This window comes from Pirellulales bacterium, assembly GCA_019694435.1.
In the GTDB taxonomy this organism is placed as follows: Bacteria; Planctomycetota; Planctomycetia; order Pirellulales; family JAEUIK01; genus JAIBBZ01.
Genome location: JAIBBZ010000015.1, coordinates 64,136 through 78,380, shown reverse-complemented (window position 1 = coordinate 78,380; position 14,245 = coordinate 64,136). Strand labels below are relative to the sequence as shown.

The following is a 14,245-nucleotide window of genomic DNA, read 5'->3' as shown; positions in this document are numbered from 1 at the left end:
CGTCGGCAGCCCTTGAGCGATTGTTTTCGGGTGGGCTATCGGCGGTCGCCGCCGATCGCAGCTAGATGCGACACCGTCCGGACGTAGAGCCGCCCTCTGCTGATGGCCGGCGTCGAACGGCACTCTTCGCCCAGCGGCATGCGTCCCAACTCGGCGAACTCGCGCTTCGCGGCGATCACGACCACTTCCCCGTCGGCTGAGACGCCGTAGACGGCCTCGCCGGTGCAGACGGGCGAACCGGAGTACTTGCCGCCGACGCGCTTCTGCCAAACCTGTTTGCCATCGGCCGCCTCGATGCACGTGACGACGCCCTGATCGCTCCACAGAAACATCAGTTCATCGTTGACCGTGCTGCTGGGTACATAGGGCGCCGATTTCGACACTCGATACGCCTCGGTAGGTTGGCCGTCGCCGGGCGGGCGAATCGCCGCCACATAGTTGCCGCCCGCTCCCGATCCGCAACTGCCGAACACGAGCCCCGCCACGACCAAGGGCGAGCTGACCGAGCGCTTGTCGAACACCGGCAGCTCCCAATTGACCTGCCCGTTGCGCGGGTCGACGCTCGTGATGCCGTGTGCGCTGCTGGCGAAAATCAGCTCGTCGGGCCGGCCCGGTCGCGCGAGCACGCACGGGGTCGAGTAGGCCACCATGTCGGCTTTGCGGTCGACCTTCCAGCGCGGCTGGCCCGTCGCCCGGTCGAAGGCATGCAGGCTGCTCGGCCCGTCTTGTTCGTTGCCCAGGATGACCAGGTCTTCATAGACGATCGGCGAGGGACCGCCGCCATGCTGCCCGACAAAAGGCCCGAGGTTCTGCCGCCAGACCTCCTGGCCCTCGTGGTCGAGCGCGACGAGCAGATATTGGTCGGGATCGCTCAAGGCCACATAGACGCGCTCGCCGTCGCACGCGGGAGTGGGCGAGGCGAAGCTGTTCTGCAGGTGCTTCGGGTGCGTCGTAAAACCGAGCTCGCGTTGCCAGAGCAGGCTGCCGTCGTCCGCGCTCAGACACAGGACCAGCCGCCGGGCGCCTGAATCGGTGGCCGAAGTGAGAAATACCCTCTCCCCCCACACGACGGGCGACGAATGCCCCGCGCCTGGCAGCTCGACGCGGAACTTGTAGTCCTGGTCGGTCCACCGTGTGGGCACGGTCGTCGTGGGCAGGTAGCCCGACCCATTCGGCCCATGAAAGCGCGTCCATTCCTGGCCCAGGGCAGGCACCGCGCTGACCAGCACCAAGCAACCGAGCCACATCCATACTCGCATGCAAGCAGCTCCGCAACGAACCCGGGTCGAACGTAGAACGAATGTCCCCTATCTTAACGAACTCAAGTTCCAAGGGGTGGCAGCAGCCCGGCATCGACCAGGTGTCAGGAATTCGTTCGCCGCGCAGCGGGAGCCACGTCGCTCCAGAATTCGACGAGCGCCCGGCGTTCGGCTTCGGGACTGAACCGCGCGGCAGTCTGACGCCCGCCGGCGAGCATCTGCTCGTACGTCTCCGGTTCGCCGATCGCGATCTGCAGGGCGCGCCCCAACGCCGTGACGCATGCGTCGAGCTGTCCCTCGTCGACCCAGAGGCCGTTGTCGGGCGTGGCGTATTCGCGGCCTCCTTCGCCGTGAAAACCGACGACCAACGCCCCGGCCGCCATGGCCTCGAGCGGCGGCAGGCCCAGCCCTTCGAGGTGCGACAGGCTGAGGAACACGGCCGCCTGGCCGAGGATCTCGGCGACTTGGGCCATCGGGCGGTTGGTGATTTCCACGATCGGCACGTGCTGAAACTCTGGAAACCGCCAGCGAAACCTGCCGAGGATGTGCACGCACTCGAGCGGCCGCTTGCGGGGCATGTAGGCAATCGCCGGCCGCTTCTGCCGCGGGCGGAACAGCTCCGAGTCGACGCCACAGCGGACCACGGCCACATGCTGGTACCCGCAGCGCTCGCCGAGCGCGTCGGCAATTACCTGCGAACAGGCCATGGCGTGTGACACACCGAAGACGCCATAGTCTTTCGCTCCGCCCAGACCATGTTCGAGCAGAAAGTGGTTCTGGACAAACACGACCTTCGTGGCCGGCAGTCCCTGGAGGCGAATCAGCCGGGCTCGCCAGGCCTCGGGAAACACGATGCCGTCGCCGGCGCGGAGCTGGGCCTCGTAGATCGAGGGCACCGGGCAGCCGGCCAGCGGCATGCCCTCGGGAAAGGCTGCCACGGCGTGAAATCCCGCTTCGTTCAGCAGCCGGACGTGACGCCACAGCGTGGCAATCCCGCCGACGGTCGCCTCGGGCATCCGCGACAGGTAAACGATGCGGTCGGGTGATGAATTCACGGCGGAGAGAGCCGGGGGGCCAGGGAACGGGCAGCGGCCGTCTCGGCTATTGTGCCGCCCCGGCTGGCCGGCCGCCAATCGCCGGTCGAGGAATTGCCGGCTAGAATGGCGGCGACGGTCCGTCGTCTGGTTCCCAAACGCATCTGGAGTTCGTCGTCCCATGACGCTGGCAGAACAATCGCAGTCGAGCCTTTATTTCACCGAAGAGCACCAGGCGTTTCGACAGTCGCTCCGCCGGTTCATCGATCAGGAAATCAACCCCTACGTTGATCGTTGGGAAGAGGCCGAAATCTTTCCGGCCCACGAACTGTTCCGCAAGATGGGCGAGCTCGGCTTCATGGGTCTGTCCTATCCCGAAGAGTACGGCGGGCTCGGGCAGGACTACTGGTACAACGTCGTCATGTGCGAGGAGCTGGCGCGGATCAACTGTGGCGGCATCCCGATGGCCATCGCCGTGCAGACCGACATGGCGACGCCGGCCCTGAACATGTTCGGGTCGCACGAATTGAAGAAGGAATTCCTCGAGCCGGCCATTCGCGGCGAGGCGGTCTGCTCGATCGCCGTGACCGAGCCGGGTTCGGGCTCCGACGTCGCTTCGATCCGGACCCGCGCCGATAGCGACGGCGACCACTATGTCATCAACGGCAGCAAGCTCTATATCACCAACGGTACCCAGGCCGACTGGATCTGCTTGTTAGCGCGGACCTCGCCGGGCACCGACCATCGCGGCATGTCGCTGATCATCGTGCCGACCAAGACTCCGGGCTTCAGCGTCAGCCGCAAGCTGAAGAAACTCGGCAATCATTCGAGCGACACGGCCGAATTGGTGTTCGACAATGTCCGCGTGCCGAAGCGCAACCGCATCGGCGAGGAAGGCGACGGCTTCATCTACCAGATGATCCAGTTCCAAAAGGAGCGCCTGGTCAGCGCGATCATGGCCTACTCGGGCATCGAGAAGGTGATCCGCATGACGATCGAGTATTGCCGCGAACGCAAGACGTTCGGCCAGCCATTGATCGACAACCAGTGGATTCATTTCCACCTGGCCGAATTGATCACCGAGGCCGAGCACCTGCGGCAGATGTGCTACCACTGTGTCCGCAAACTGTGCGACGGCCAGGACATGACCCGCGAGGCGTCGATGGCCAAGCTCAAGGCGGGTCGGTTGGTGCGCGAAGCGGCCGATTGGTGCATGCAGTTCCACGGCGGCATGGGCTACATGGAGGAATATCCCATGTCCCGCTACTTCCGCGATTCGCGGCTGCTTTCGATCGGCGGCGGCGCCGACGAGATCATGTTGGGGATCATCTGCAAATTCGAAGGCATCCTGCCGCGCCGGCGGCCTGGCTAGGATGAGCAGGGGCGAGGTCCTGATCCCTTGGAACGCATGACGGCTGTGCCTTCTACCCGGCCGCAGCGCAAACCGCGCCTCGCGCGGCGGCAATATCTCACGCGCCGCCAGGGCTGGTTGTTGGCCTTGGCGGCGTTTGCGCTGGTGGGCCTCGAGGCGGTGTTCAAGCCGCTGCCGCTGCCGCACTGTCCGGCTCCGCCGCCAGCCATCCCGGAGGACGGCCCAACAGCGCCGGTTCAGCCTGAGGCGCGCCCAGGCTAAACGTGCGTGTGGCCCGTCGATGGCGGTTGGCGGATCAGGCCTCCAACGTCGTCACCGCCAGGTCCTGCGGGAGGTGATCCGCCAGCGCTCAAGTCGGCGTCGAGGTGGCACGGCAGGGGGCTGTTGCAGCAGGCCTTCTTCGATCAGGCTGGCGAGCGCCGTACGTAACCGGCGAACTCGCACCTTGTTTACCTCGCAACGTGTGCGAAGTTTATCGACGCTCAAAGGTTTAACGAGAATCACAAAGGAGATGATGAAATCCGGATTCGAGAAACAGGGTTGTTTCAAGCGAGTGATCCATTTCGTGAGGCGGTGTTTGGCGCCGGCCGGGTGCCCGGGCCTCGGATTCGACGCGAAACGACCGCCGCAAACCGACCTGGGGTTCGTATGCGCGGTTGCCTGGTTGCACTGAGGCTGGAGCCGTCGGATTTCGCACCGTTCGGGGCGGGCCAGGCTGGGGCGCGGCAGGCTGCCGTGGTCGGGCGACCGCCCGACGAAGGACGTCCCGCAGCCGGATCACATACCGGGAGCGTACATCGCTCGGCCGGGCGTGGTACGCTTGTCGTTTTCGCGAATGTTCTTCTGGGACCCATCACCGTGCGTACGACGATCCTTGTTCTCGTGTGCCTGTTTGGTCTTGGCTCGACAAGCGTTGGTCAAGACACCCCGCCTGCGACCGCGCAGCGCGAATTCACCGAGCCGACGCCGCTGTTGAATCCCGACGGCTCGCTGGCCGCCTGGGGTTGGGCCCGTCGGGCGCTCATGCAATACAACCGCGAGGCGATCCCGGCGAATCGCCAGGCCCGGATCAAGGAGTGGGACCACTACACGATCATGTCGCCCGAGTTCACTGTGGGGGTGACGCTCGTCCAATTGGGCCCCTTGGTGAGCGGCAGCGCCGAGGTGATCGACTATGCAGCCGGGACGATTCGCAGCACGCAATTCATTCGACCCACGCCGGTGAGCAAGGCGATTCTCCCGGCCGATCCCTACGGGACGACGCGGCTGGAACAGGGCGACGACTTTGTCGCGCTCGGATTCGCCGACGGCCGGCGCCAGATCGAATTCCGCATCGCGAAGAAAGGACCCGCACCGGCGCTCGAGGGCAAAGTCGAATTGATGGCCGATCCGGAACACGACAGTGTGGCCATCTCGCGGCCGTTTGCCGGCGAAGGCGAGTTCTTCTATGAGAACAAGATCTTCGGACTGCCCGCCAGCGGCGCCGTCTCGGTCGACGACCAAACCTACACGTTGCCCGCGGACAAGTCGTGGGCCATCTTCGACTGGGGGCGTGGGCTCTGGCCGCACGAGTCCCAATGGTTCTGGGGCCAGGCAGCCGGCCGGGTCGGCGACCGGCAAGTCGCCTGGAACCTGGGGCACGGCTACGGCGACGACGCACACGGCACTTGCAACGCGATTCTCGTCGACGGCCGCCTGCACAAGCTCGACGTGGTCGATTGCCGGTTCAACGCCGACGACCGCATGCAGCCCTGGCAGTTCACGAGCAACGACCACCGGCTAACGCTCGAGTTCCGCCCAATCTACAACCAGCACTCCAAGACCGACCTGGGCCTGATCAGCGCCGAGCTCTACAAGATTCACGGCTACTACTCCGGCACGCTGGTGCTCGACGACGGTACGAAGCTCGAGGTCAAAGACGTGCTCGGCTTCGCGGAGCATATGAAGCAGCGTTGGTAATGCCGCGCCGCGCCCTGAGGGCTCACGCGTCTCGCGGCACGGCCCAATGGTCGCGATACTTGCGCGCGGTCAACGCCTGGGCCTCGTCGTCACCGACGATCCGCTGCTCGGTCGGGTCGAAATTCAGCGTCCGGCCGAGGCGGGCCGAAAGGTTGGCCAGGTGTACGATCGTCGCCGCGCGGTGGCCGGCGTGAACATCCGCGTGCAACGGTTCGGCGCTCCCGCGAATGCAGTTGAAAAAGTTCTGATGATGCAGGGCCAGGTCGGGGCGCCCTTCGCGCTCGGCCACGAGCTTGTTCCGCTCGCCGTACAGCTTCCAGCCCACGTTGTGGCCCACGATCATCAGGCCCCCGGTGCCGTAGAACGCCGCGCCGTTCTCGTAGCCTTCCTGCACGTAGGGCGACCAGATGCGCTGCTCGAAGATCATCTGCCGGGGCTTTTTCGCGCCCTCGGCCGGGTACTCGAACACCGCATACTGCGTGTCGGGAAACTGTTGGTCGTCGTCGAAGAAGCTCTTGCCCCCGATGCAGGTCGCGCGGTGCGGATGGCCTTCGACGCCCAGGCCCCACAGCGCGACGTCGATGTCGTGCACGCCGTCGTTGCCGATGTCGCCGCAGCCGAAGTCGTACCACCAGCGCCACACGCTTGGCAGCAGGTTGCTGCGATACTCGACGACCGGGGCGGGCCCCAGCCACAGATCGAAATCGAGCGTGGCCGGCGGCGCGCTGGGCGACGTGTGTCCGATCGAGCCGCGCCGCTGACTGTTCCAGGCCTTGGCCACGAGCACTTCGCCGATCTCGCCGCGCTCGATCCGTTCGATCGCCTCGCGCACGCACTCGCCGCTGCGGCTTTGCGTGCCGACTTGCAGGCACCGGCCACTGCGCTGCACGGCCGCGGTCATCAGGCGGCCTTCGCGGATGTTGTGGCAGCAGGGTTTCTCGACGTAAACGTGCTTGCCGGCGTCGAGCGCCAGGACCGCGGCCGGGGCGTGCCAGTGGTCAGGCGTCGCGATGAATACGGCATCGACCGCGGCGTCGTCGAGCACGCGCCGCAGGTCTGCGACGGCTTGCGGAGTGCGGCCCGTGTGTGTTTCGACCGTCTTGACCGCCGTGGCCAGCCGCTCGGAGTCGGGATCGCAGACCCAGGCCACGCGCACATCGCCACGCGCCGCGAGCAGATTGAGATGATTGCTGCCCATGCCGCCGGGCCCAATCACGCCGACGACGAGCTGCTCCTCGACCGCCGCGCTGGCCAGTTGCTGGGCCGTCGCCAGGGCAGCCGCACTGAGTCCCGCCTGCTGCAGAAAGGTCCGCCGATTGCTGCGCGCCATGGCTCGATCCTCCGCTGGAGTTCGCGACGAGAAGTACCACACTTGCGCGGTATCATCACGCGCCGCGACGGCGGAGAGCAAGCCGGCCGGGCCGGGCAGGCGGGTGCCGCCCCCCCGGTTATTGCAGTTTGCCGAGGGCTTCGAGTACCTCGGCTGCGGTGGCGCGGCCGCCGTGGCCCTGGCTCACCTTCGCGTAGCGTACGACGGATTGCCGGTCGATGACGAATGTCGCTGGGTAGGCCGTCTCGAAAGGCGCCTGCCAGCGCAGGCCGTAGGCCGTCGTCAGCGCGAAGTCGGGATCGGCCGCGAGCAGGAAATTGTCGGGTAGCGTCCGGCCTTGCATGAAGTCGGCCATTCGGGCGTCGATTTGCTCGGCCGAAGCCGGATAGACGAACACCACCTTGGCTCCGGCCTTGGCAAACGCCGTGGCTTGCTTGGCGAACTTCGCCATCTGGCCGGCGGACAGCGGGCACTGATAGCCGGTCCAGCCGCGCATCACGACCAGCACCAGGTTCGAATCGGTCGTCAGCGCGCCCAGCGAAATGCTTTGCCCGTCGATCGTGCGGAGGTCAAAGCCCGGCGCTGGGTCGCCGATCACCGGCGGCTCGGCAGCCACGGCCAGGGGTGCAACGAACGACAGCGCCGCGATCAGCGCAAACGCAACACATGTCAAACGCATCGATGGCGACGGCATCCTCAGGGCTCCTCCGGTAGATGGAACGGGTGGCCCATGGCTGCGGCGGCGAGAACCCATGCTCGCGCGCGCCGGGGCACCCGAACCTGACGGTCTGCCCAACTCTACCGCGAAAAACTCACCTTGCGGCCGTGATGGCCTCGCCGGTTTGCCAGGCCTCGCCTTCGCGCCGGATGCGGTGGTAGAGCGTGTCGCGTTCGACCGGTTCGCGCCCGGCCTCGCGGATTAACCGGCACATTTGGTCGACCGAGAGCACCTCGGGCGTCTGGGCGCCGGCGTCGTGATAGATCAATTCGTGACGAACCGTACCATCGATATCGTCGGCACCATAAGCCAGCGCGGCTTGCGCCGTACCGATGCCGAGCATGATCCAGTAGGCCTTGATGTGGTCGATGTTGTCCAACAGCAGCCGGCTGATCGCCATGGTCCGCAAGTCGAGGACGCTCGACGGCTTCTTAATCTGCGACAGCTTCGTGTTTTCCGGGTGGAAGGCCAGGGGAATGAACGTCTGAAAGCCGCCGGTCTCGTCTTGCAGCCCGCGCAGCCGCAGCAGGTGATCGACGCGATGCCGCGGCTCTTCGATGTGACCGTAGAGCATCGTGCAGTTCGAGCGCAGACCCAGCTCGTGCGCAGTGCGGTGGATTTCGATCCAGTCGTCTGCGCCGGCCTTGTGTTCGCAGATCTGGTCGCGCACCTCGGGATCAAAGATCTCGGCCCCGCCACCCGGCAGGCTTCCCAGCCCGGCGGCCCGCAGCTCTTCGAGCACCGAGCGGTAGCTGCCGCCGGTCAGCTCACGGAACCAGTTGATCTCGACCGCGGTCCAGGCCTTGAGGTGCAGGCTCGGATAGGCCTCGTGCAGGATGCGGATGATGTTCAGGTACCAGTCGAACTTCTTCAGGTGATGTAGCCCGCCGACGATGTGCATTTCCGTGCAGCCGGAGGCGACGGCCTCTTGCCCCCGGGCCAGGATCTGCTCGTCGCTCATCACATAGCCGCGATCCGAACGCAGATCGGCGCGAAACGCGCAAAACGTGCAGCGATAGATGCAGACGTTCGTCGGATTCAGGTGGGTGTTGATGTTGTAATAGGCGTAGTTGCCGTTCTTCCGCTCGCGCACCCGGTTGGCCAGCGCGCCGAGATCGTTCAGCGGCACCTCGTTCGAGTAGAGGTAGATTCCATCGTCGGCGCTGAGCCGCTCGCCGGCGGCCACTTTGGCCTCGATCTCTTGAAAGCGTGCGTTTTGAGCGCGAATCATCGCAAGTTCCTTCCGATCGCCCGGTGGGGGCCTTGGTCCGCCGCAACCTCAGAATAGCCGTCGGACGGGGTTCGACAAGGCCGTCGGGGCCGCCCTCTGTGCTGCCCGTGGGGGGAAGTCTCAGGCCCAAAGGTCGACGAGCCCCACGACCAACAGGCCCATGCTCACCCACACGTTCACGTTGAAAAAGGCATCGTTGACCCGGGTCAGGTCGTCGGGTCGCACCAGGCGGTGCTCGTAGACCAGCAGCAGCGCGATCCCGGCGACGCCCAGATAAAACACCGTTCCGAAGGCCGGATACACGCTGGGCAGCGCCAACAGCACGCCCACCATCGCCAGGTGGCAAACCGCCGCCAGCCGCAGTGCTCCGGCCACGCCCAGCCGGGCCGGCACGCTGTGCAGGCCTGCGCGGCGGTCGAACTCGGCATCCTGCGTGGCGTAGATGATGTCGAACCCGGAGACCCAGAGCAGCACGGCCGTGCCCAACACGACCGGCGCCCACGCCAATTCGCCGCGCAGCGCGATCCAGGCGGCGATCGGCGCGAGCATCAGGGCCGCCCCCAGCCAGAAATGCGCGAGGGCCGTGAACCGCTTCGTGAAGCTATAGCCCAGCAAAAACGCCAGCACCGGCACCGACAAATACAGCGGCCAGCGATTCGGCAAGAACAAGAGCGTTGCGGCGACGAAACCCAGGGCCGAGCCCGCGGCAAACACGACGACGCTGCGCAGCGACAGGATGCCGGCCGGCAAATGGCGCATCGCCGTGCGCGGATTGCCTGCATCGAGCTGGCGGTCGGCAATGCGGTTGAACGCCATCGCGGCGCTGCGGGCCAGCGTCATGCACAACAGAATGCCGACGATCTCTTGCCAGCGGATCGAGCGCGGCGGGGTTGCGGCCGCGTTCAAGGCCCAGGCCATGGCCGCCGACAACAGCGCGAAGGGCAGCGCGAACAGTGTATGGCTGAAGCGGATCATCTCCAGCAAATGGCGCAGCCGCGTCCAGGGCGAGGTGTCGATTGCGGTGTTCACTCGTCGGCGCCTCCCCAGCGATGCATCAGCCGCTGCTCGATGCCGAGTTGATCGCAGATGCGCGCGACCAGGAAATCGATCAGGTCGAACACCGACCGCACGCCGTGATACCACCCCGGCATGGCGGGTAGCACGACCGCGCCCACCTCGGTGGCGCGCCGCATGTTGTCGAGATGCACGAGCGACAGCGGCGTCTCGCGCGGCACCAGGATCAGCTTGCGACGTTCTTTGAGCTGCACGTCCGCGGCACGTTGAATCAGATTTTGCGAGGTGCCCGTGGCAATCGCCGCCAGCGTTCCGCCCGAGCAGGGGCAAACAACCATGCCGCCGCCGCGAAACGAGCCGCTGGCGATGGGGGCCATCAGGTTCGTGTAGGCGTGATACACCACGCGCCCCGGCTCGACCCCCGCAGGGCGTTCGACCCAGGGACGGCCTTGCGCGTCGCGCCCGTCGGCGGGGCGCGGATTCCCGGTCATCCCCAACCGGGCCGGATCGATCCGCAGTAGCGCCGGATCGAAGTGCCCCAGATCGACGTCGATTTCCAGCTCCTGACGCAGCACCGCGCGACCGGCCGGGCTGATCGACAAATGCACGTCGTGTCCCGAGGCCAACAGCACGTCGAGCAGCCGCACGGCATAGGCCGCGCCGCTGCCGCCGGTGATCGCCAGGATGACTTGTCGATTCATCGCGCTCACCGAGTGCCGAGATACAGCGTGGCGATGCCCAGCGTCAGGGGGTGATGGACAACCTGGCTCAAGCCTGCGGCCCGCATCCGTTCGAGCAGCGCCTCGCCCGAGGGAAACTCGCCTACGCTCTCAGGCAGGTAGCGATACGCCTCGTGCGAGTTGCTGGCCAGCAGTTGCCCGATCCGTGGCAGCACATTGCGAAAATACCAGCCGTAGAGCGCGCGGAACGGCTGGATCGACGGCTGGGAAAACTCGAGCACGGCCACCTTGCCACCGGGCCGGCAAACCCGCGCCATCTCGCGCAGCCCCTGGTCGGTGTCGGTCACGTTGCGCAGCCCGAAGGCCACGGTGACGATGCCGAACGTGGCGTCAGGGAAGGGGAGGTGCTGGGCATCGGCCTCGACGAAGGTCAGCCGCCCGTTGGTGCCGGCCCGTTGCCCCTTTTCGCGCCCGATCACGAGCATTTCGTGGCAAAAGTCGGCCCCGACGATCGGCGTGTCGGCCGTGGTGGCGCGGTAGAAGGCCAGCGCCAGGTCGCCGGTGCCCGTGCACAGGTCGAGCACGGGTCCTGCCTGGTTGCTCAAGGCGCGCGTCGTCCGCCAGCGCCAATAGCGATCCGTATTGAGCGACAGCAAATGGTTGAGCAGATCATAGCGCGAGGCGATCTGACCAAACATCTGCCGGACGCGCTGGCCCGACTTGTCGACCGGCATCCGCAGCCATCCTCCCGGGCATGCAGCCTGGAAATAGCGTAACCTACCGCGGCGGCGTCACTTCGACCATGGGGCAGGCGCCGCAGAGCCGTGGGAGACAAACTCGGCAAGCCCCAGCTCGCGCAGCCGCTCGGCCAGCGCTCCGTGCGATGCGGCCGGTGGTTGCGTGCGAGGCCCCCGACGGCCTGACCGCTCGCTCGGCAGCTTCCGCGTGGCGTCGATCGCCAGTCGTTGTGCAACGATTTTCTCGGCCCCCCCCGCCTCGGCCTGCGGCAGCCGCCGCGGCCAAGCATGGACATCGTAGGCGGGATCGACCTGGTTGCCCACCGCGTGCCAGAGCGCTGCCGGATTGTCACAGGGCACATCGGCGTCGACCGCCATCAACACGGCCACCTCGGCCAACGGTTCCCACGCGGCGGCCGCGTGCAGGGCTTGCCACCCCTGCGCTGGATGTTGCTTGTCGACGGCGACGACCACCAACCGCTCGAACCCGGCCCAACAGGGGAGCAACAGATCGGCCACAGCCCCGGTGCGCGTGCGCAGGACCTCGAGCCGTGCCGCCGACATGAACGCTTGCATCGCCGACCGCTCGTCGGGGGGTGGCCCGGGCAGCATCGCCGGGACCATCGGCTGTGTGCGATGGGTGAGCGCCGTCACATGTAGCACAGGCACCGGGCAACTGGCATACGGCACACCGTCGGGCGCGACGATCGGCGGGACCTGGCGCGGCGCTTCGTCGGGGTCGAGGTAGCCTTCGATTACCAGCTCGGCATCGCCGGGCAGCTCCAAGGCATGCGTGCGCGCCGGCGTAAGCTCGAGGGGAACTCCGCGAATCAAGGCCGCCCAGCGCCAGGGATCGATCTCGTCGACCCAGCCCGCCGCCGCCAACGCATGTGCCGGATCGCCTCCGAGGACGATGGCCACGGGCAACCGCGGCCCTCGACCGCGCTGCTCGGTCAGATGCAATCCCACACCGCGCGTGGGACTCCACCAGCCTGCCAATTCGCGCGGACCGGCGACGGCCAGGTCGGCCAGCTCAACGGCCACTTGTCCGGTTGCCGGACTCGATGAGACGACCAGCGCGCCGTGGATCGCAGGCGCGGCCTCGACGCCGCGGCGCAAGAACGGCCAGATCGTCAGGTCGACGTCGGTGCCCAATCGTGCGACCTGCTGGCAGGGCGCCTGGCGCGTCTGCCGCGGCGCCAGGTGCTCACGCGGCGCGCTGAGACCTTGGCGAACTCGTTCGCTGAGCGCGGCTCGGTCTGGCACGCCGAGCGCCGCGGCGATGCGCGGTTCGGTGGCCAGCACGTTTGCCGCGACGGGCCACTTCGAGCCGGCGACCGCGTCGAAGACCAGGGCCGGTCCTCCGGACGCGATCATGTGGGCCATGAGCGCCGCGACCTCCCCTGGGCCGTCGACTGGCTGCGTCACCCGAACCAGTTGCCGCTGGCCGGCAAGCTGTTCGAGAAAATCGTTCAGACGCGCGACGGGCATGGCCGGAGGTCACCAGAGAATCGGTTCGCCGGGCCCGGGCAGCCAGGGTCCGGCCGAGAGCGTATCATGCCGCACATGTCGCGCGATATCTACGTCCACCTATTGCCCTCGCTCGTCACTCCGCAGGCTCTCGCAGGCGATGCCGTTGTGGTGATCGACGTGCTCCGGGCCACGACCACGATGCTGGGTGCCTTGGCCGGCGGAGCGACCGAGATCATCCCTTGCCTGACGATCGACGATGCCCGCGCGGCGGCAGCGTCTCGCGGCGGCAACGTCCTGCTGGGTGGCGAGCGCGGCGGAGTGCGCATCGACGGTTTCGATCTCGGCAATTCACCCGCCGAGTATTCCCCCGAACGCGTCGGCGGACGGAACGTCGTGTTTACGACCACCAACGGCACTCGGGCACTGCTGGCGGCATCGCGTGCGCGAACCGTCCTGTTGGGCGCCTTCACCAACCGGTCCGCGGTGGTCGAGCATTTGCGCCACGAACCGGTCGTGCATTTGCTCTGCGCGGGCACCGACGGGCATGTGACGGCGGAAGACACCTTGTTGGCGGGCGCCCTGGCCACGGGCTGGATCGAGCACGCGCCCCTGGTCCGGCTGAACGACGAGGCCCAGTTGGCCGCCGCCGCATGGAGCGATGCGCTGCGGCGGGGGACGCCACTTGAGGAGCTGCTGCGCCGATCGCGGGGCGGGCTAAACCTGCTCGAGCTCGGCTACGACGACGACCTAACCGCTTGCGCGGCGGTCGACGCCGTCGGCCTGTTGGCCGAATTCGACGCGACGACCGGTACCGTTCGACGTTACACTCGTGGCCTGTCCAGTTCGCAGGGCCCCCAGGCGGAGATTTCGCAGTCATGATTCTCGATACGCTCGAAGGCGCGCAGCGCTATTTGCCACTGCTGCCGGGGCTCGACCAGGCCCTGGCCTATTTGCGCATCAATGCCAAGCCGAGCCTGGCCGAGGGCCGCCACGAGATCGACGGCGACGCCATGTTCGCCGTGGTCTCGAAATACCAGACCCGCGACCCCGGGGTGGTCGATCCCGAGTCGCATCGCAAGTACGTCGACGTGCAATTCATCATCTCGGGTCGGGAAAAGATTCTTTGGACCCCGACCACGGAGGCGGCCGAAGTGCGCGTCGCCTACGACGAAAAGCGCGACATCATGTTCTACGGTCAGAATGCCCGGTCGCGAGGCTTCGAGCTGGCCGCCGGTCACGTGGCGATCTTCTTTCCCACCGATGCCCATCAGCCGGGCTGTACGCTCGAAGCGTCCGAACCGGTTCACAAGGCGGTCGTCAAGGTCCGATTGCCGCAATCGGCGTCGGCCTAGCGTGCGCCGCCGTAACCGCGGTTGCCCGAGTTTGCCCGAGCGCGTACCATGCGGGCGACCGGACCCGCTTGCCATGCTTATCAGGT

Annotated in this window: 14 protein-coding genes; 5 read left to right on the top strand and 9 right to left on the bottom strand. The window is 66.6% G+C overall.

Going from position 1 to position 14,245, the window contains the following annotated elements; all coding sequences use genetic code 11:
- Positions 1-35: 35 nt before the first annotated feature.
- Positions 36-1,259, bottom strand: coding sequence for a PQQ-like beta-propeller repeat protein (locus K1X74_13010; protein ID MBX7167242.1), 1,224 nt, complete (start codon positions 1,257-1,259; stop codon positions 36-38).
- A gap of 104 nt (positions 1,260-1,363) precedes the next feature.
- Positions 1,364-2,314, bottom strand: coding sequence for a glycosyltransferase (locus K1X74_13005; protein ID MBX7167241.1), 951 nt, complete (start codon positions 2,312-2,314; stop codon positions 1,364-1,366).
- Between the two features lie 160 nt (positions 2,315-2,474).
- On the opposite strand from K1X74_13005, the gene K1X74_13000 reads away from it, so the two are divergent.
- The 3 genes from K1X74_13000 to K1X74_12990 all read left to right on the top strand — a co-directional run bounded on the left by K1X74_13000 (position 2,475) and on the right by K1X74_12990 (position 5,624).
- The gene (locus K1X74_13000) at positions 2,475-3,665 is read left to right on the top strand and encodes an acyl-CoA dehydrogenase family protein (protein MBX7167240.1); all 1,191 of its coding nucleotides are present in this window, start codon (positions 2,475-2,477) and stop codon (positions 3,663-3,665) included.
- Between the two features lie 27 nt (positions 3,666-3,692).
- Positions 3,693-3,926 (top strand): hypothetical protein, encoded by a 234-nt coding sequence (locus K1X74_12995; GenBank protein MBX7167239.1) that lies wholly within the window; start codon positions 3,693-3,695, stop codon positions 3,924-3,926.
- 597 nt (positions 3,927-4,523) lie between these two features.
- Positions 4,524-5,624, top strand: coding sequence for a DUF2804 domain-containing protein (locus K1X74_12990; GenBank protein ID MBX7167238.1), 1,101 nt, complete (start codon positions 4,524-4,526; stop codon positions 5,622-5,624).
- Between the two features lie 22 nt (positions 5,625-5,646).
- Here the strand turns inward: K1X74_12990 and K1X74_12985 are convergent, their stop codons facing one another.
- The 7 genes from K1X74_12985 to K1X74_12955 all read right to left on the bottom strand — a co-directional run bounded on the left by K1X74_12985 (position 5,647) and on the right by K1X74_12955 (position 12,825).
- Positions 5,647-6,954, bottom strand: coding sequence for a Gfo/Idh/MocA family oxidoreductase (locus K1X74_12985; GenBank protein MBX7167237.1), 1,308 nt, complete (start codon positions 6,952-6,954; stop codon positions 5,647-5,649).
- A gap of 118 nt (positions 6,955-7,072) precedes the next feature.
- Complete coding sequence (locus K1X74_12980; GenBank protein ID MBX7167236.1) at positions 7,073-7,633, bottom strand: peroxiredoxin family protein; 561 nt, start codon at positions 7,631-7,633, stop codon at positions 7,073-7,075.
- A gap of 133 nt (positions 7,634-7,766) precedes the next feature.
- Complete coding sequence (gene mqnE, locus K1X74_12975) at positions 7,767-8,903, bottom strand: aminofutalosine synthase MqnE (protein MBX7167235.1); 1,137 nt, start codon at positions 8,901-8,903, stop codon at positions 7,767-7,769.
- 120 nt (positions 8,904-9,023) lie between these two features.
- Positions 9,024-9,878, bottom strand: coding sequence for a putative 4-hydroxybenzoate polyprenyltransferase (ubiA, locus tag K1X74_12970; protein ID MBX7167234.1), 855 nt, complete (start codon positions 9,876-9,878; stop codon positions 9,024-9,026).
- A gap of 50 nt (positions 9,879-9,928) precedes the next feature.
- On the bottom strand, positions 9,929-10,618 hold the full coding sequence (locus tag K1X74_12965; GenBank protein MBX7167233.1) for a UbiX family flavin prenyltransferase: 690 nt from the start codon (positions 10,616-10,618) through the stop codon (positions 9,929-9,931).
- 5 nt (positions 10,619-10,623) lie between these two features.
- Positions 10,624-11,331: a bifunctional demethylmenaquinone methyltransferase/2-methoxy-6-polyprenyl-1,4-benzoquinol methylase UbiE gene (gene ubiE, locus K1X74_12960; protein MBX7167232.1), complete on the bottom strand. Its 708-nt coding sequence runs from the start codon at positions 11,329-11,331 to the stop codon at positions 10,624-10,626.
- 57 nt (positions 11,332-11,388) lie between these two features.
- Positions 11,389-12,825 carry a UbiD family decarboxylase gene (locus K1X74_12955; GenBank protein MBX7167231.1) on the bottom strand — a complete coding sequence of 479 codons (1,437 nt, stop codon included), beginning with the start codon at positions 12,823-12,825 and terminating at the stop codon, positions 11,389-11,391.
- A gap of 66 nt (positions 12,826-12,891) precedes the next feature.
- On the opposite strand from K1X74_12955, the gene K1X74_12950 reads away from it, so the two are divergent.
- The gene (locus K1X74_12950) at positions 12,892-13,686 is read left to right on the top strand and encodes a 2-phosphosulfolactate phosphatase (GenBank protein MBX7167230.1); all 795 of its coding nucleotides are present in this window, start codon (positions 12,892-12,894) and stop codon (positions 13,684-13,686) included.
- On the top strand, positions 13,683-14,159 hold the full coding sequence (locus K1X74_12945) for a YhcH/YjgK/YiaL family protein (protein MBX7167229.1): 477 nt from the start codon (positions 13,683-13,685) through the stop codon (positions 14,157-14,159). Before K1X74_12950 ends, K1X74_12945 begins: the two co-directional genes overlap by 4 nt.
- Positions 14,160-14,245: the final 86 nt, after the last annotated feature.